Annotated in this window: 12 protein-coding genes; 8 read left to right on the top strand and 4 right to left on the bottom strand. The window is 37.6% G+C overall.

Annotated features, from left to right (window positions below; all coding sequences use genetic code 11):
- Nucleotides 1-170: 170 nt before the first annotated feature.
- Nucleotides 171-1,691, top strand: a complete 1,521-nt coding sequence (locus BQ4305_RS14115; RefSeq protein ID WP_110928373.1) for a glycosyltransferase family 2 protein — start codon at nucleotides 171-173, stop codon at nucleotides 1,689-1,691.
- Between the two features lie 120 nt (nucleotides 1,692-1,811).
- Here the strand turns inward: BQ4305_RS14115 and BQ4305_RS14110 are convergent, their stop codons facing one another.
- The gene (locus BQ4305_RS14110; RefSeq protein WP_110928372.1) at nucleotides 1,812-3,914 is read right to left on the bottom strand and encodes a CDP-glycerol glycerophosphotransferase family protein; all 2,103 of its coding nucleotides are present in this window, start codon (nucleotides 3,912-3,914) and stop codon (nucleotides 1,812-1,814) included.
- Nucleotides 3,915-4,539: 625 nt separating this feature from the next.
- Here BQ4305_RS14110 and BQ4305_RS14105 point away from each other — a divergent pair.
- The 7 genes from BQ4305_RS14105 (at nucleotide 4,540) to BQ4305_RS14075 (ending at nucleotide 15,843) form a co-directional block, all read left to right on the top strand.
- A complete protein-coding gene (locus BQ4305_RS14105; RefSeq protein WP_199880694.1) occupies nucleotides 4,540-7,374 on the top strand; it encodes a CDP-glycerol glycerophosphotransferase family protein in 2,835 nt (944 codons plus the stop codon).
- A 203-nt stretch (nucleotides 7,375-7,577) separates the two neighbouring features.
- Nucleotides 7,578-7,976 carry a glycerol-3-phosphate cytidylyltransferase gene (tagD, locus tag BQ4305_RS14100; RefSeq protein ID WP_110928370.1) on the top strand — a complete coding sequence of 133 codons (399 nt, stop codon included), beginning with the start codon at nucleotides 7,578-7,580 and terminating at the stop codon, nucleotides 7,974-7,976.
- Nucleotides 7,969-9,138 (top strand): CDP-glycerol glycerophosphotransferase family protein, encoded by a 1,170-nt coding sequence (locus BQ4305_RS14095; protein ID WP_110928369.1) that lies wholly within the window; start codon nucleotides 7,969-7,971, stop codon nucleotides 9,136-9,138. The genes tagD and BQ4305_RS14095 overlap by 8 nt, the downstream gene beginning before the upstream one ends.
- A 223-nt stretch (nucleotides 9,139-9,361) precedes the next feature.
- Nucleotides 9,362-11,470 carry a S8 family serine peptidase gene (locus BQ4305_RS14090; RefSeq protein ID WP_110928368.1) on the top strand — a complete coding sequence of 703 codons (2,109 nt, stop codon included), beginning with the start codon at nucleotides 9,362-9,364 and terminating at the stop codon, nucleotides 11,468-11,470.
- Between the two features lie 215 nt (nucleotides 11,471-11,685).
- A complete protein-coding gene (locus BQ4305_RS14085) occupies nucleotides 11,686-12,921 on the top strand; it encodes a C40 family peptidase (protein ID WP_110928367.1) in 1,236 nt (411 codons plus the stop codon).
- Between the two features lie 414 nt (nucleotides 12,922-13,335).
- On the top strand, nucleotides 13,336-14,268 hold the full coding sequence (locus tag BQ4305_RS14080) for an LCP family glycopolymer transferase (protein ID WP_110928366.1): 933 nt from the start codon (nucleotides 13,336-13,338) through the stop codon (nucleotides 14,266-14,268).
- Nucleotides 14,269-14,433: 165 nt separating this feature from the next.
- Complete coding sequence (locus BQ4305_RS14075) at nucleotides 14,434-15,843, top strand: alkaline phosphatase (protein WP_110928365.1); 1,410 nt, start codon at nucleotides 14,434-14,436, stop codon at nucleotides 15,841-15,843.
- 75 nt (nucleotides 15,844-15,918) lie between these two features.
- Here the strand turns inward: BQ4305_RS14075 and BQ4305_RS14070 are convergent, their stop codons facing one another.
- The 3 genes from BQ4305_RS14070 to BQ4305_RS14060 form a co-directional block, all read right to left on the bottom strand.
- Nucleotides 15,919-16,167 carry a hypothetical protein gene (locus tag BQ4305_RS14070; protein WP_110928364.1) on the bottom strand — a complete coding sequence of 83 codons (249 nt, stop codon included), beginning with the start codon at nucleotides 16,165-16,167 and terminating at the stop codon, nucleotides 15,919-15,921.
- Nucleotides 16,168-16,295: 128 nt separating this feature from the next.
- The gene (locus tag BQ4305_RS14065) at nucleotides 16,296-17,516 is read right to left on the bottom strand and encodes a right-handed parallel beta-helix repeat-containing protein (RefSeq protein WP_234396966.1); all 1,221 of its coding nucleotides are present in this window, start codon (nucleotides 17,514-17,516) and stop codon (nucleotides 16,296-16,298) included.
- Between the two features lie 133 nt (nucleotides 17,517-17,649).
- A complete protein-coding gene (locus tag BQ4305_RS14060; protein WP_110928363.1) occupies nucleotides 17,650-19,659 on the bottom strand; it encodes a penicillin-binding transpeptidase domain-containing protein in 2,010 nt (669 codons plus the stop codon).
- Between the last annotated feature and the right edge of the window lie 62 nt (nucleotides 19,660-19,721).

Below are 19,721 nucleotides of genomic sequence, written 5' to 3'. Positions count from 1 at the left end.
GCTTTTATACAGCCAGACCTAATTATATGTCTTATTATTCATAATATCAATTATAGGTTTCGTTTCTGCTATACACTATTTTTTGTAAATTTTTTCAACGAGAGTATAATACTGTTTTAGAACTTCACATACTTTTGGAACAGCATCCCTAAAAAAAGGAGGCATAAAAAATGGAAGATCCATTACAACAATTAGAAAAATCGAATAACATAATTTATAACTCTGAAGGGCGCTACATAAAAAATAACGGTTTGTTATTTAAAAAGAGCAAGATAACTGTAGTAACTCCTGTTTATAATGCTGAGAAGTTTTTGCGAAAAACGATTGATTCTGTAATAAATCAATCCATTGGTTTTAAAAATATTGAATATATCCTTGTCGACGACGGATCTACGGATTCTTCGAGAGAAATCCTGTTTGAATATGCCAACCAATACAAAAATATTATCATTGTCTTCTTTCAAAATAATACAGGCACACCAGCAGGACCAAGGAATTATGGAATCCAGCTGGCTAAATCCCCCTACATCACCTTTTTAGATGCGGATGACTGGCTAGAACCAGATGGTTTAGAAAACCTCTATAAGATTATCAAACAAACTGGCGACGATTATATCGTAGGAAAAACCATAGAAGTAGGAAATAAAGGCAATAAAATAATAGGTGAACATGAATCCTGGATAGAAAGAAGAGGAATCTCCCCCTTCTCAATCCCTCATATGTTTCAGCACCTTGGTCCCCGTGCCAGAATGATGAAGACAAGCCTGTTAAAAAGGTATGATATCCGGTTCCCTGAAATGAAATATGCCGAAGATAAGCAATTTTTCATTGACGTGCTTATACACTGCCATAAAATTTCCACGACCAGGCATGTTGTTTATTATCTAAATCGTCTTGAAGAAAATAACGAATCTTTAACGAAACAGACAGATGTGATGGAGAAAATGGATACCAATATCCAAGTAATTAAGTATGTTAAAGAAAAGAATCTCGATATACACAAAGAAAAAAGCATCTTAAATCGCTTATATGAATTTGATTGTATTACTCGCTTATTCAATCGGCATCATTTCTTTAAAAGCGAAGATAAAACCTCTTATATAGATAAATTTAGAGAGGTTTTAGACACAACAAAAGATTTGAGTTACGATTTTACTGAGCAATTTTTCCACCCGATTAATAAAAAGGCTTATGAATTGTTTCAAAGCGAACGCTATGACGAAATGGAAAAATTATTCAAGTGGAATAAAAAAGAGAAAGTTAAACAATTTGAAATCATCGACAGTCTTCCGTATTTTCAAGTCCCTTTTCTTAAGGGTACAGATCAGTATATACGTGTCCCTTTACTTGCTGTCTATCAGAATGGCAGATTTCAAAAAGGTGCCTATCATTTAAAATTCGATGTATACGGAGAAGATGCACAAACTGTTCGTGAAATTGTTCTGAGAGACCGAAGTGATTTACTGAATGAACACCGCTTTCCTTTGAATATTAATGAGGCTGGGACAGCAGAAGTGATTTTGGACTTGGATGTTTTAGACAAATTAAAATCATCGAGCTATGAAGTGTTCATTATTTTTAGTGAATATCGAAAAGCATCAATTACAAATCCTGCTATGGTTCAATATAAAAAGAGAACATTCCAATTTTATACAACCATAAACTCAAATATTGGTTTCAAATTGAATTAAAGTTAAGGACGCTTATAAAGCGTCCTTAACTTTAATGTCTTGTCTGCGTTAAACGGAGGTGGTGGTTTTGAAGGCAGGCTGTCAAACTCTATTTTCAGCCTTCCCTCCGCTTCCTGCTGCTTAATGAAATACTGTTTCAACCACTTTTTTAGAGGATTCTCCTGATTCCAGATAACAGAACTTGTTATAAAATTCCTCAAATTCAGGAGGAAGAGCCTTTCCATTATCAATTTCCTTAATATAGCGGATGACTTCTTCTGTTGTTTTGGTCAATGGACCAGGGGCTTTCTTTTCAAAATCAAAATAAAACCCTCTTAATTTATCCCGATATGTTTCGATATCATATACATAAAAAATCATCGGACGTCTTAAGTTGGCGTAATCAAAGAATACGGAAGAATAATCTGTAATTAATAGATCTGAAACTAAATACAGCTCACGAATATCCTCATGATTGGAAAAATCAAAAGCAAAACCAGTATGTGAGCTCAGATCTAAATTTTCAGCAACCAAATAGTGCATCCTTAGAACAATCACATATTCTTCTCCTAATTCCTCTTTTAGCTGATCCAGATTTAATTCCAAGTCAAATTTATACTTTCCTACTGAATAAAATTGGTCATCTCTCCAAGTAGGAGCATAAAGAATTACTTTTTTATCCGCAGGCAAACCAAATCTTTTTTTCATTGCAGTAATTTTCTCTGGATTATTCTCGGTGTACAGAACATCATTTCTTGGATACCCAGATTCAATCATTGTTTTTTCGAAATTAAAGGCTCTGGCAAAGATTTCAGAGGAATAACGGTTCGGAGAGACTAGATAATCCCAATTCCTTGATTCTTTAAAGAAGTTCCTTTTATACTTCTCTGTATTCGTTCCCGGCATATGCACCTCTTCCATATCAGAAGCAAGCCTTTTCAGCGGCGTTCCATGCCAAGTCTGAAGGTAGGTTGTATGCGAGGGTTTTGGAATCCATAATGGAAGACGGCTGTTACTGACCCAATACTTCGCCCTCGCCATTTTAAATAACCATTTAACCGAAAACCTTCGGACATACGGCACATCCTTGCCTTCAAAATTGCGGATGAATTTTTTATCCACACTCCAAAGCATTTCATATTCTGGATTGTTTTCCTTTAGATATTCATAAATCGCACGCGGGTTATCACTGTACTGCTTTCCTAGAAAGCTTTCAAACATGATTAAATTTTTCTTAGCTGGCAGCAGCCCCACCCATTTGAAAGCAGTTTGATACATTTTTTTGACAGCTGATCCTCGTTTAATTCTTAGCACCTTATTCACTATCTTCCTTTTCAATTCCTTAATTAATTTATAATTATAGACTTGCACTGATAAATATTTGGATTTTTTTGTAGGCTTAATCAATACCGCTTTTTTTACACCATTAACCTTCCGTGTTTCAATCTGTTTATGCATCTTTTGATAATTTGATTTAAATTTGATTCTGCCTGTCCTCTTTGTTTCTGGAAGCCCTTCATCCGTCATATAGGTATATTCCAAATAAAACTTATAATAGGTGTGCGATGCCACATTCATCCAGTTTAATAAGTTTATATTGGATTTCCATTTACCGACTAACAGGCTGTTGCCTAAGTCCTTTTCATCCAAATCAATGATGGGTAAACTCTTTTCTTCCTCTGTTTCATGATTTCTTACAATGAGTTTCTTTTCGAGAATAGTGAGGCCTGACATCGGTCTCAAAAAATACCCTTCTATTCCTAAAGTCTCCTCAGTGAAAGAAAAATCATTTATAAACAGCCTAACCTTTCCCCTTCTGGATCTTAAGGATAGATTCCCTTTATTTGTTGTAAATGGATAAAACACATTTCCTTCTTCATACTCAAAGGTAAGTAATTCATGATTTTCAAAATTACTCTTTAATCTAAAGCTTTTTGAGTCTCCCGATTCTGCTTCTTCTGAATTTATGGTTAAAAACAAATCCCAGGTTCCTCTGTGATTAAAGATAGTTTCATACTCCTTAAGCGGAACGGCCGCTTCATAAATTCCAAAGGATTCCTGGGAGTCTACAATAGAAATAGGCACAGCTAATTGACTGTTATTATTTCTCGGAAGAAACAACAAATTTTTGTCCCCTTCGTACTCATCCATTTTTTCTTTTAAAAAATAAAATTGAATACACATGGTCGAATCTTCAAAAAAGATATCTTTGACCATTTTATTTTTGATAAATTTATCCATCATTGGTACTCCTTTTGAACAATTACCCTTATAGTATGAGGGGTTTAACATTTTATTGAAAGAACAAAAAGCCTATCATCCTTATTTCTTCTTATATAAATATTTTCTTGCTCGTTTTCAATAAAAACGATACAAGTACAGAAGGTATAACCGGATTTAAGTTACTTACTATCGACTTTCTATTCTCCTTTTGCTGATAAAAATCACATTGTGATTATACCACTTAATTTCTCTGAACAAAGAATTATCGTCATATGGCCTCTGCTATTATTCCTTCTTATATGCTCTCCCAAAAGTATTGGAAGGGCTTACGAACTGGTTATATAAAATAGACAAAAAATGTTTTTTTCGATAACATATTTACGTCTTTCCTTTATATTGGGGAATAATAGAAAGATTAACCACACTTAACAAATGAAATACAGTTATTCATTGATCAGCTTAATATTATAAGGGTATAAATAATATCTTCAGTTTAGGAAGGTCATTTGCACTTTGTTGGGAGGGAATTATCATTAGCATCTTTAGATTATCTACTCGTTATAAAAAAAGATTTAAAAAAATATTTACAACAAAAAAGAACAACCTGAGAGAATTTGTAATCAATAATTTATTGCCTTATTCCGAATTGCAGGATATTGCTGAAAATGAAACAGAACTGCAATTTTTGGTCACAATTAAAAAAAGTCTGCTTGGCCGCAATCCACATAAGAATGTATCTTTAATTTTTCTAAATCGAAAAAAAGAAACAGCTTTCTCTAAAATAGGATTTGTAAAGGACTCAGATAGCGAAAGCTTTTTATATTCATTTACTATTAATAAAAAAGAATTAGTTCTTGAAGAAAAAAAGAAAAATTATCACCTTTATATAAAAATTGGCAATAAAACTGCTGACGTTCGGATTAAAAAAGAAAAACATCAAGAGATTTCCAACACATTTTTTGAAACTCCGGACTTCCTTTTAAAGCTGCGGTATGACAGACATGGAAGAATTTTTTATAGAGCCAGTTATAAACAAGAAGCTAAGGAACTTTACGATATACCCAACGAGATCGAAAACATACTTTACGAGAATAACGAAGTGATTTTTGAGGGTACTATCTGGAACGGCTTTTTACAGGATAATTTCCCAAATGCAAGTTACCATTTACTTCTAAAGAAAAGAAAGGGAACTTATATTTTAAAAGCTCCTATGAACATTTACGAGAATAAATTTACTGCAACTCTGCAATTAGCAGATTATTCTTTTTTGCCTCAGGATAGGTGGGATACTTATATTCTGCTGAAAGACGAAGACTTCGAATGCAGTTTTCCTTGCTATGTAAATCAGCCTAAAGGTCAACAGCCTTTTGCGGACTCATTTCAAATCTCCTGGCATCGGGAAGCAATTCGTTTTGTACCCTATTCCGTAAATGGAAAACTTTTCACTAAAACGACTAATATAAAAATTGTTCCAAAAGAGGTTACTCTTTCTTACGGTTCAGATACAGTCACTTTTAAAGCAGAATTCGATATGGAAACATTCAAAGCAGGACTGAAAGAGAAAGAAAACCTTTACCTTCGCTTTAGACAGAGAGATTCTAACGAATATCGCTCTTTTCCAATCCATGCTTCCCTTTCAGAAGAGAAAGTTATATTAGAAGCTTCCCTAAATTACGATGACTTGAATTTTGACTTCACAGAAAATGTAAAGAGATGGGATGTTTATTTAAGTAAAAAATGTGCAGGGCAATTTTTTAACTATAGAATTAAAATAAACAGTATTAATAGCAGCCAAGACCTTGTAAACCGAACCTTTTTTAATGAGACGGACTATTATTACTGCATGTTTTATTTAACGAAGAATAAGCGAATGTCTTTTGTCTATTCAAAAGTCCCTTTTAAAAAGCATATAGATAAAGTTGTGCTAGCTGACAAAAAATTATCAATTTACGGTTCCACTTATTTTTCAAATAATATTGAAGGAGCAAGCAACCATTATCAGCTGTCCATCATGCTTCTCAATAGACTCAGTGAGGAATCCAAAGAATTCCCTGTACAAATTTTATCAGGTTCAGATTCGCCTCAAAAACAATTTCGGGTAGATATTCCAACCGATCAATTAGGCGGTCTTGTTCCCAACTTCAAAGAAATTCTTGATTTTTATATCCTTCTAAATCAGGATGTGGTGAACAGAAAATTAAAAATTGGGTTAAAAGAGTTTACCTATTTTAAAGATGCCGTACTTGAAACTTTCAGCAGTGAGACAAAAAATGAAATGATTGAGTATCATTTAACCACTACTCCAAAAGGAAATTTAAAATTGGAGAGTTTTCGATATTCAAAAGAAAGCTATAAGGAGATTAAATATTTCTCTGATAAAAAAACGGAAGATGATATATGGCTGGTGGGAGAAAGACCCGACACTGCTCAGGATAATGGCTATCATTTCTTCCGTTATCTCAGGAAAACACTTCCTGATAAAGAAATTTATTATGTAATAGATCCTAATTCACTGGATAAAGAACGACTAATAGATGATTCAGACCATGTGCTCTACATCGGGAGCGAAAAACATATCCAAAAAAGCCTGCGTGCTTCAAAACTAATCGGAACACATGATTTAGAATATTTTCTTCCATTCAAAGGAATTCAAATAAAAAATTACCGAGAGGCTACAAAGGTATTTTTGCAGCATGGAGTATTGGGAAGAAAGAACGTCGAATATCATAAAAAGTTTTATAAATACCCTTTCGATCTTTTTATTGTTTCATCTAAGCATGAAAAGAAATTAGTAAAGAAAAAACTGGGATATTCAAATAATGAAGTTGTCGTAACCGGACTGGCCAGATTCGATGAATTACAAAAAGACCATTCCCCTAAAAGAGAAATTTTATTAATACCGACGTGGAGAGAATGGATTAATAATGAAGAAAAGTTATTAAAGTCTTTATACTTCAAAAAATACATTACCTTTTTACAATCAGAGGAACTGTCCAGAATTTTAGAACAATATAACCTAACATTAAATTTCTACCCACATTATCGAATGCAGCAATACATCATTGAAAATGTTCAATTAAACAGTTCCAGGATCAATTTGGTAAAACTAGGAGCAAAAACAGTTCAGCATTTATTAAAAGAAAACAGTCTAATGATAACCGATTACTCTTCCGTTTCTTTTGATTTCACATTACTGGGAAAACCAGTGATTTATTATCATTTTGATCAAGATTTATTCTTTTCCAATGGAATTTTAAGACCTATCGAAGAAACTTTTTTGGGTGACATTGTCTACACGCAAAATGAACTTTTAAAGAAAATTGAGGAAATAGTTAAAGGGAATTTCAAAGAAAAACGCGAAGTTACCTCAAGGAAAAAGTTGATTTTTACTTATCAGGATACAGAAAATAATCTGCGAATATTAAACCATATCCTACAGGATCCATCAGTAGAAAGGCAAAATGACATTCAGCCTTCATAAGCTTCTATTCAACTAAACTGAATGTATGATCCTTTTGTTTGGCTGTCGATTTTTGGCAGCTTCTTTTTGTTACACTAGACTGCAAATTGTTAAATATTTGTGGTTTATTTGTAAGGAACATGCGTTATAATTAGAAGAATAATTAATATAAATTTAACCAACGAATATATAAATAGTTTTTAAAAATGCTAGGAGGCGTAGTTATGAAAAAAGTCATCACATACGGTACTTTCGATTTACTGCATTGGGGTCATATTAATCTGCTAAAACGCGCTAAAGACCTTGGAGATTATTTAATTGTTGCTATTTCAACTGATGAATTTAATGCTCTAAAAGATAAGAAGGCATATCATAGTTTTGAAAATAGAAAGATGATTTTAGAATCCATTCGATATGTTGATAAAGTTATACCTGAGAATAACTGGGAACAAAAAAGAGAAGACGTGATCCGGGAAGGCGTTGATATCTTTGTCATGGGAGATGACTGGGAAGGAAAATTCGACGACCTTAAAGATGTATGCGAAGTTGTTTATTTACCGCGCACAGTTGGTATTTCTACTTCACAGATCAAAAATGATTTATTAGAAGTCAAAAATGGCTAAAGATTTTGTTATTGGAATCTATCTTTTCTGCTTTAACCTGCTTTTTTCTCTATGCAAGCTTTTTCCGCTTAAAAACAAAGCGACTTTCGTTTCTTCAATCGGCGAAAATTGCCAGTTTGTGTTGGAGGAAATGGTCAGACAGCAAGCACCTGTTAAAAGAGTTGTGTTAAATAAAGGAAAAAGCAAGATTGAAATGAAGGACGATGGAGATACCATCGTCCTTCATTTTGAGAGTCTTCATATAATAGAGATGCTGCGATCCATTTTTCATCTTGCCACTTCCCGATGGATTATTGTCGATAATTATTTTGGATTTCTTTCGGCTGTCTCTTTTAAAAAAGAAGTCACATGCACCCAAGTTTGGCATGCAGCCGGAGCTGTAAAGAAATTTGGGCTTCAGGATCCCTCTGTAAAGTTCCGAAGCAAAAAAGCACAGAAACGGTTTAAAAACGTGTATCAGCAATTTGATTATGTTACCATCGGATCCGAAAAAATGGCCGGTATCTTTAAAGAGAGCTTTGGTATTGAAGAAAATAATATACTTAGAACCGGCATTCCCAGAACGGATTTCTTTTTCGATATGGCTGCCCGACAGTCTGCCCTCGATAAAATTTATGCATCATTTCCTGAACTGACACATAAGAAAACACTGCTGTATGCCCCTACTTATCGAGAAAGTGACTTACATGAAGGGTATCAGCTAGGTCTTGATATAGATTTACTCTATAAAGAACTGGCAAATGAAGACTATGCAGTCTTGCTGAAGCTGCATCCAGCTGTTTCTGCCACGAATCGTTTCGCAGAAAAATATCCCGGTTTTGTATATACGATCGGCAATGAGTTTCCTGTGAATGAGTGGCTTCTTGCGGCTGACCTGTTAATTACGGATTATTCTTCACTTCCCTTTGAGTACTCCTTGTTAGGAAAACCGATGATCTTTTTTGCTTATGATCTTAAAAGCTATGAGAAAGAGCGCGGATTTTGGGAAGACTACCATCAATCAATGCCGGGTCCAGTCGTGACTGAGACTTTAGAGATTATTCAGAAGATCAGGGATAATGACCTGAAAACAGACAAGATTATTCCATTCAGGAATGAATGGAATCAATATTCAACAGGTTCCTCCAGCAAAAATCTGGTAGATGTTCTTTTCAAAAAATAGATATCTTAATTAAACGAAAGAGGCGCATGTACAGCGCCTCTTTTTTGTGACTCCATTTCCCTCACTCCCCTGCTTTCCGCAACAATGACGCGTAAAAGGGATCTTTCTATCAACCATCAGATATTTGTAAGAAATTTACACATTTAAATGCTGTACATGTAAAAGAAATGTAATATAATAAGTTGAAAATCAATTAAACTATTAAACATACAAGGAGATATAGATGCGGCAGCTAACTATTTTGCTTCTCATTCTTTTGTTCAGTTTCTCTATCCCTCTTACGTCTTTAGCATCAACTGCAGCACCCGGTCCATTTTTAGATAGGGATAATGCAGACTCAGAGCTGATGGTCAAATTCAGACACCCTATCAGCGATACACGGAAGCAGTCGATCCTCAGCTCCGTCCATGCTAAAGAAATACAGTCCATTGGAGCAATTAATCTGTCTCTCGTCTCTATATCTTCTGATAAAAATAAGAATGACATGATCAACATCCTGCTATCTTTCCCTGAAGTCCAAAGAGCCGAGCTTAATAATGAAGTGAAACCAAGCTATATTCCTGCTGACAGCGGATTTGCAAAACAGTGGTATGCCAAAAAGATTGGCATGGAAACAGTTTGGGATACATCAAAAGGAAACAGCAGCATCAAAATTGCGCTTATTGATGGCGGGGTTCAAATGAGCCACCCTGAATTAAAAGGAAGTTTTATCAAGCCCTATAATATCATTACAAAAAAAACGACGCTTCCCTCCAATGAGCACGGAACGCATGTAGCGGGAATCATTGCCGCTTCCATGAACAAAAGCGGAACAGCCGGCATTGTGCCTGAAGTAAAATTGATGCCCATCAACGTGTTCAAAGATAACGAGGCAGATATTTACACAATCATTGATGCCATTGAATATGCTTCGCGTTCCGGAGCGGATATCATTAATTTGAGTTTAACAACAGAAGATTATAATGAAGAGTTCGATCAGGCTATACAGCGGGCTTATAAAAAGGGAATTATCATTGTTGCGGCGGCTGGAAATGAGCACACTTCTAAACTCAGGTATCCCGCCGCATTTAAAAATGTAATTGGCGTTAGTGCGACCGATCAAAAAGACCGGGCAGCTCCTTTCTCAAATTATGGAAGCTATATCGACCTATCTGCACCAGGTTCGGATATCTACTCTACCCTTCCCGGCAATAAATACGGTTTTATGAGCGGAACTTCTATGGCCGCTCCGATGGTAAGCGGCATTTCAGCTCTCATTTTATCGAAAGATCCCTTTCTTACTCCAAATGAGATCTTGAAAATTCTAAAGTCATCCAGTATTGACTTAGGTCCAAAAGGCTGGGATGCACACTTTGGAGCAGGCAGACTCGATGCCTCTAAAGTACTGGCAAAAACACCTGATCCGATATCAACAATCACAAAATCCAGCAGCTCACTGACAGCTAACGGAAAAAACAAGATGTCTTACTCCTTTCAAACAGAAAATGGAGTTAAGCTCTCTGTCTATATCAAAAATTCGAAAGATCAGGTAATAAAAAAACTAGTGACGAATAAAAGCTGGGACGGCGGCACCTATACGGTCAAATGGGATGGAAAAAAGGATGATGGCTCCTTTGCCCCCACTGGGACATATAAATTAAGAGTCAAAATAAATAACTCCAGGCACTCGGCCTATAAAGGTGTTTCTTTCGGCTTAAAAAACGAAGTGACTCCCGAAATCAAAGCAGCAAAAAAGGAATATTCTTTTTCTCCTTCAGTGACCAAAAAACTGAACATTGATTTGTCACTGAATACAAAAGCGGCTCTGTCCGCTGCGATCTATAATAATCTAGGCAAGGAACAAAAAAGCCTGCTTGTGAATAAAGGATTCGAGGGAGGCAGCCATTCTCTGGTATGGGACGGGAAAGACAGCAAAGGAAAAATAGTGAAGGATGGCATCTATGAGTTGAAACTCCAGGCTGCTGATGCTGCCGGCCGCCAAAGCAAGCAGGCAGCTGTCCGAATCGCTCTCGATACGAAAGCACCTTCGGCCGTCATTAAGAATGCCGCTGCCTCTTTTAAACCAAAGAACAAGTCGGCATCTGCAAAATGGACCGTATCTGAATCCGTAAATGCCAATATATCCATTGTTCAAATAAAAGACGGAAAACAAATAAAAACCCTTTATACGAAAAAGGCATTTAATAAAGGCAGTCATACCGTAACCTGGAACGGAAAAAATTCTAAAGGACAGACAGCCGCAAGCGGAAACTATCAATTTCAAATGGAGCTGATTGATCCTGCAGGTAATCGCAAGATTGTGAAAGGTCCAAAATACAAATTAGTTCGCTAAGTAAACCTTGATGAAAAGCCTTCATCAAGGTTTTTCTTTTCTCTAACCATCTTCAGACATATTGCGACTTTACGAATATAGTTCTTAATTACTATTATATTATACTTCTTTTCATCTTTTTCTCTCTATTTCCATAATGTAATATAATTGTAATGTTATTCCCCCGCCTTTTATTGCTAAAATGGTTAAAAAGACATATTATGGGGTGAAATGATTTGAAAAAGAGTATTGTCACATTTTCTGCGGCGGCCCTTCTTTCGACTGCTTTTGCCAATTCGGCATTTGCAAGTTCATATACAGTAAAAAAAGGCGACACTTTATCAAAAATCGCCAACGAAAAAAAGACAACTGTCAGCAATTTAAAGAAATGGAACCACTTAAGCTCTGATTTAATTCTAGTAAATCAAAAGCTAGTTGTTTCATCATCTGATTCTAAAGCCAAGCAGGCCCAAGTAACAGTGCAAAAAACAACTTCTGCTACCTATACAATCGTTTCTGGAGATACATTAATTAAAATCGCTAATAAGCATGATTTAACTCTTGGAGAGCTTAAACAGCTTAACAGCCTAACATCCGATCGAATATATGCCGGAGATAAGCTCGTTGTTTCGAAAACGAAACAAACAACGACCGCTTCCCTTCCATCTGCTGCTAAGCAAGCCAGTAATTCTCCGTCTGGCACTTACACTGTTGTAGCGGGAGACAGCCTTTCCAAAATCGCTAAAAATAAGGGAACTACTGTATCTAAACTGAAATCAATTAATGGATTAAGCTCTGACTTGATAAGAGTCGGCCAAAAACTGAAATTGACTGGCAGTGCAAGTGCGGCTTCCAATACATCTGCTGCTAAGCCAGCCAGCAGCTCTTCCAGTAATTCTCCGTCTGGCACTTACACTGTTGTAGCGGGGGACAGCCTTTCCAAAATCGCTAAGAATAAGGGAACCACTGTATCTAAACTTAAGTCTATTAATGGGCTAAGCTCTGACTTGATAAGAGTCGGCCAAAAACTGAAATTAACTGGCAGCGCGAGTGCCGCTTCCAATACACCTGCCCGAAAGGTGAGCAGCACTACTGCTTCTTCCAATGCCAGCATTGAAAAAGTAGTAGCTGAAGCTAAAAAACTAATCGGAACGCCCTATTCATGGGCAGGAGCCAGTCCATCCGGATTTGACTGCAGCGGATTTATCTACTATACCTTTAAACAAGCAGGCTATCAGATTTCAAGAGTTTCCTCTTCCACTTATTATGATTTAGGAAAGAGTGTTTCATCCCCTCAAAGAGGAGATTTAATATTCTTTGCTACTGGATCAAACAAATCTGTTATCTCTCATATGGGAATCTACCTTGGCGGCGGACAGTTTATCCATGCCAGCTCCAGCCAAGGGGTTATGATCAGTGATACAAGCAATTCCTACTGGAATCCTAAAATCATCGGCTATAAAAGATTATAGAAATATGTTCAAAAAACGGGCTTTCTCAGTCCGTTTTTTATTTTCTTCATTCAGCCAGTCTCCTTCTGCTGCCTTCACTTTTTCATCTTTTGTATTTTATTCCCACTTCCTGCTATTATTTAAACTCCATAATTCATTCCAGGGTTTCTTTCATCCCTAAACTTATGAACACTCCTGCCGATTCTATTAAAGATGGTAACTTAAAAATTACAGCTGCCCCTTTCACGTATTATAATGAAATGGGCTCTATTTGATGCACTGCGGAAAAATCCAACCGGCTTTTTATATACCATAGAATATATTGAAAAAATTGATAAAGAATATAGACAAGAAAGCATATAAGTCTGTCCTCCCTCCATTGAAATAGTGAAAGACCCATATAAAATGGCGGGATATAAACAGGGGGATAAAAAAATGAGATCAGATTACCATAAAAAGAAAAAGAAAAAAGGCAGAAAAAGAAAAGTAATAGGCATTATATTTTTAATTCTCTTAATCGGCGGGGGAATTTATGCAGCCTCTTTTTATCAATCATTAAAAGACGCTGTTAGCACGATGCAGGGAACGGATTATAAAAGCGATAAAAGAGCAGAAGACCTTAAATTCAAACGGCAGGACCCCTTCTCGCTGCTCATTCTGGGAGTGGATGAGCGAAAAGGAGACAGGGGACGCTCTGATACAATGATTGTCATGACAGTAAATCCTAAGAAGGAATCCATTGAAATGCTAAGCCTGCCGCGTGATACCCGTACAGAAATTGTCGGTCACAATAGCACAGAGAAAATGAACCATGCTTATGCATATGGCGGAATTCCTATGGCTATTAATACAATTGAAGCTTTCCTCGATATCCCTATCGACTATTATGTGAAGATGAATATGGAAGGCTTCAAAGATATTGTCGATGCTGTTGATGGAGTGACCGTTGAAAATGACATGAATTTATCACATGGCGGTTTTAGCTATCCAAAAGGCACGTTAACGTTATCCGGGGAAGAAGCATTGGTTTATTCCCGTATCCGGAAGGAAGATCCCCGCGGGGATTACGGCAGACAAATGCGCCAGCGTCAGGTGATACAAGCCATCATGAAAAAAGGAGCAAGCCTCTCCTCCTTAACGAATTATCAAGATATTTTTAAAGCGCTTGGAAAAAATGTAGAAACAAATCTGTCCTTTGATGAAATGCTGAGCATCCAAAATCATTACAAACCGGCGCTCGGGCATATAGAGCAAACGACGATTGAAGGGGAAGGGCAAAGAATCGACGGCCTTTGGTATCTGATCGTATCAGAAGAAGAAAAACAGAAAATACAGGCCGGTTTAAAAGAACAGCTGGAGCTTCCATAAGTTCTTGAATCCGTTAATTAATCGTTTGATTAATAACTTATATGTAAAGGGGACTCTCATCATTAGAGACGTCCCCTTTTTGCGTACCCAGGAAAATGTTTCTTCTTCGTTGTTTCCGAGCTTTTTGCATATACTAACTAACAAAACAGCGGAAGGAACAGAACGATGAAAACAAGAAGAACCCACTATTTACTTGCATGCGGTCTGATCATGGCCCTCTTATTTTTTTGCTCCTGTCCGTCATTCGCTTATGCCGAAACCCCTCCTGCCGCCAAAAACGTCATTCTCCTTATTGGGGATGGAATGGGAATAGGACAGCTGGAGATAGCCAGGCAATTCGAATATGGCAAAACAGGTACGCTTAATGTGGAAAAGCTGGAACATACAGCCCTGATGAAGACCTATTCAGCTAATAATTTTGTCACAGATTCGGCTGCAGGAGGATCGGCGATTGCGACAGGCGTTAAAACAAAGAATGAATCGCTGGGAGTCGATCAGAGCGGCCAAGAGGTCGACAGTATTTTGGATGCCTTTCAGGCTGCTGGAAGGAAAGTAGGCCTGGTTACCACCAGCATGGTCGTTGATGCCACTCCGGCAGCCTTTGGCGCGAGTGTTCCGAATCGCTGGACTGGCAGTGCTGATATAGCCAGACAGCTTTACCATCATAAAATCGATGTGATTCTTGGCGGCGGAGCGAAGTTTTTTTCACCGGACAAGCAGAATGGCCAGGATCTTGTTGACCAATTTAGAGCGGATGGTTACCGTTTCGTTAAAAATCGAAGTGAACTGAATCAGCTTAAAAAAACGAAGAAGCTCCTTGGATTATTTCATCCATCCTATATGAATTTCAAATTAGACAGAGAAGAATACCATTCCGACGAACCTTCTTTAAGCGAAATGACCTTAAAGGCCATCGAGACGCTGTCACAGGAAGACAGGGGTTTTTTCTTAATGGCCGAGGGAGGAAGAATTGATCATACAGCCCATGCCGCTGATCTAACCGGTATCTGGAAAGAGACGATTGAATTTGACCAAACTGTTCAGTCAGTAATGAATTGGGCTAAAAATAAACAGGATACCTTGATTATTGTGTTGGCCGACCATGAAACAATGGGGATATCCGCTACTGAATCCATGAATATTCCCGCCTTGAAAAAACTCCGTGTCAGTACGGAATATATGGCTAAACAGCTTAAGCCTTTACGGGACGGAACAATGGATCCAGAACAGACGGCCGCTATTTTTAAAAAATATGCCCAAATCAATTTATCTGAAAAAGAAGCACAGCATTTTATTGAGCAAGTTAAGGAAAACCGGGGGATGGTCTATCCCCAGCATCAAATTGACTGGATGATCGGCAGTACAATTGCCAGCTGGTTTAAAGCAGGAACGGCTGGTTTTTCAACCCGCTCCGCAAGTTCTACCGGCGGACATACTGCTAATATGGTTCCGATTTTTGCAACAGGGCCCGGCAGCGAAAAAATTAACGGGGTCCTCGAAAATACAGACATATCCCGGATCATCGCCTCAGCTGCTAACATTCCATTTACTCCCGGACAGCTTCAAAAGGAATAGAGATGATTCTGTTCTTCCTGCCAGTTCATGAAATAGGCGCTCATTTCCACTTAGAATGAGCGCCAGCATATAATTTTATAATTGACTATTCTCCTGCTGTAATTGCTGATTATAGCGGTCCGCTGATTGATATGCATCATACATACCATACATCCAAAAGAGTGGATATGTAATGAATCCAATAAGAATAAACATAAGAAATACATTAATGACCTGGATGATAATCAATAAGATTCCTTTTCCAATATGGCCGTTATAGATTTGACCCAGGCCCGAAAAGAAAAAACTTAAAATGGCGGCCAAACCGGCATTCTTCTGCTGCATTCTCATTCTCCTTTCATTATAAAAAAATCAATTCAGAATTTAGTGATGCCGACCGTTCTTTATGAGTATATGAACAAAGACAGAAAGCATTCTTGCCTGAACAGCAAGAATGCTTTCTTGATCCAGTTCTATTTTGTTTGAATTTGGATTTTTTCCGTATTCTTCACATATTCCTTATATTGTTTATTAATCCGTATGAACGATTCAGTCGTTAGAAGAGCATGGTTGGTCATCAATGCTTTCTTATTGGCGCTGCTTAGCCGGTTATAAGTAATGGCGTATTGAGAACCCGGTCCATCATTCTTCCATGCCATAAATTGCATCGCCCTTCCCACTTTTGAGAAGGTGTTCTTTTGGAATAGAGGGTTTTTAGTCCCGCTCGCAAGTATTCCTCTTATACCAGGTTTTCCATTTGCTACACGCAAAAAAGAATTTTTTTCGATAATTGAATTGGACCAATTCAAGACCCTGATTGCATCTGATCGGGTATTCTCGATTTTATTATTTCGAATGATAATTTTATTATGATATTTACCGCCTGAATATTTATGAGTTCCCACAGCGCGGTCTAAATTTTTGAAACTATTTTTTTCAATAAGAACATTCTGATTAGGCGTTTTATCAAACTTACTCCATTCCTGGCTCCAGCCATTTGTTGACCGGTCTGGTGTATCGATGTTAATCGCTTCTTTCACTTTATTCGCAGAGGCTTTGGAATCCTGAAATGTATTGTTTTGTATCTTCACTCCGTTCGAAGCATCCATTTCAATAAAATGGCCGGAGTTCATGTTTTTAAATGTAAGATGTTCTACCTTTATATTTTGATTATGCCCCATAATGATTGCAATCCTGTCCTTCAAATATTTCAAATCAACAGATGCATTGCCTTCCCCTATAAAGCTGATATTTTTCTCTCCTTGGTGAAGACCAAATACTGCCTTTTTCTTGGATTTCGAAGGCCGTATCAATTGAAACATAGATGTGGAAGCCTTGAACTTCGAAGTGCCTGTCTGGTTTCCTTTTACAAGCTTAGCTCCGTCCTTAAGACGTATCGTGACATTTGAAGGCACATAAAGGGTGTTACTGATTGTATACGTTCCTTTTGTCAGAACAAGGGATCCTCCTCCCTTTTGTTCAAGTTTCTCGAGATAGGAGCGCAGCAGATAATAGTGTTTCGTATGGGTATTATACGTCGAAAATTTTAACATGGATGTATCAGCAGGCTTACTTCCCGGCTTTATCGTATAAACTGGATTCGCTGCATCAGCTGAATTCGTGCCGCTCAAACACATTGCAAAAATGAAACTGCTAAAGAATAAGTAAATAACTTTTTTGGTTAACATTCTCATGGTGTTCCTCTTTTCTTTGATGATAATAAAAAAACTAGTAATATTTAATTACCCTACTATTCTTATTCACAAAACAGGCGCTCATTCAAAACCATAGTGAATGAGCGCCTGAAAACTAAACAATACCAACATTTTATTTTACATATTTCTTTAAGATCGGTTCTGCTTTGGCAATCGCTGCTTTGCTTCCTCCCCTGTCCTTCACATCTTCTACCATTAAGGTCATAAGCAGTTCAGGGTTTTCAGTATTCATGACGGCGATCCAGCCATTTTCAGTTCCTTTTGCATTTTTGGAAGCTTTGATTTCCGCTGTTCCTGTTTTAGCAGCAAGCGGGATATCCAGCCCATTCAATTTATGGGCACTTCCGTGAGGATTTTCAACTACCTGTGTTAGCATGTTCTTGACCAAATCTGCCTGCTCTGCAGAAAGGACATTCTTCTTCCAGACTTTCGGTTCCATCTTATCTTTGACAATCAAGGACGGAGCGAGCATATTTCCTTCATTTAAAAAGGCGGAATACGCAGACGCCAAATGTATAGCGCTCATTTGAATTTGTGCCTGACCGTAGCCGCTGTCGGCAAGCCTTCCTTCTGAGCTTATGTCACCAATTTTAGATGAAGTAATGGGGTAGTCAAAAGGCATTTTTTCTTCAAATCCGAACGCCTTTAGTCCTTCTGTGAACTTCTTTGTTCCCAAGCCGAGCGCTTTTTGCGCGAAATAAATGTTATCTGAATAAATCAGCGCTTTCTGCATATCGATTGGGATTCCCGGATCCGCCACACGTGTTATCGAATGGTCTTTCCAATTCTTTTTCTGCCACGTTTTTCCTTTTATACTGATAGCTTCTTTAGGGTCTACCCCGTTTTTCAGAGCTACTGAAGAGGTGATAGCCTTCATTGTCGATCCAGGAGCAAAAACAGAACTGAATCGGTTGATTAGCGGCTTGTCTGGATTGTCAGTTAATTCCTTTTGTTCAGACGCACTGATTCCCAGCACATATTTGTTAGGATCAAAGGACGGGCTTGAAACAAGGGCCAGCGTCTCTCCTGTTTTAGGGTGAATCGCTGCTGCCGAGCCTTTATCTCCTTTATATTGATTGAAGATGTCTTTTTGCAGCTCTGCATCAATTGTCAAAACAATTGTTTCTCCCTCTTCCGCCTGCTGTTCTGCTATGACTTTCTCTTCACCATTTTCAGCCTTAATGTATATTTTCGCTCCGCTTTTCCCTTTCAGCCGATCTTCCAGGATTTGCTCAAGCCCTCTTTTTCCAATGACATCATTAGCCGAATATCCCTTGTCCTTCATTTTTTTTAAATCCTCTGCTGATACGGGTCCTACATATCCAATTAAGTGAGCCGCCGCCTCTTTATACGGATATACCCGCTCTTCTGTATTATGGATAGAAACGCCTGAAATCCCTGTCAGCTTCTCTATAGTCGCTGTATCATCTGCCGCAAGCTTCTTAATCGGAACAAAATCCCCCGGTCTTACCCATGATTGCGAGAGTTTTTGATTGATTTCATCATCTGTCATATGAAGAAGACTTCCCGCCTGGCTGATGGTTTCCTTTTCATTGGCCATTTGTTCTGGAATAATTCCGACTTCCGCCACCGTTCCATTCATAGCGAGTCCCCGTTCATTGCGGTCGACAATCTCTCCGCGAATGGCAGGATATGAAGTAATGCTGATCTTTTCACCAGCCTGTAACTGAGGGAAAATATAACTCTCATCCCATTGTATATACCAGTTTTCTTTATCATCCTTTTCTTCTTTCACTAAGCGGGCCTTATGATCAGAATCCACAGGACCAGCCATCGTGTTCATCGACACTTTAAAGTTTAAAGATGTTTTTTTGGCATCCTTATCTATAGCACTTTCCTCTGGCTGCTTATAGTTAACCTGAAGGTCTTTCACTTCGATATCTTGATAAATTTTTTCATATCTGCCTGTAAACTCTTCTAATGAAACCTTTTTCTTTGTATCGGCAGATAAGTAATCGTACATTTTTGCGAATTCCTGCTTATTCCATAAGTTTGTATAAGCAGCAAATCGCTCTTCCGGCGTTGGTTCATCATCTGAACATCCCGCCAGCCATAATACACTGATGAACAGTAAGCTGGATAGTAAAAGTAGTTTTTTCATGCTTTCCCCCTATAAACTCTTCAATCTTCTAAGGTTATTTTATCAAAATATATACTGATTTT

This window comes from Bacillus massiliglaciei, assembly GCF_900098925.1.
Lineage (GTDB): Bacteria > Bacillota > Bacilli > Bacillales > DSM-1321 > Peribacillus > Peribacillus massiliglaciei.
The sequence above is the reverse complement of the archived record's forward strand: the minus strand, read 5'-3'. Positions and strand labels throughout refer to the sequence as shown.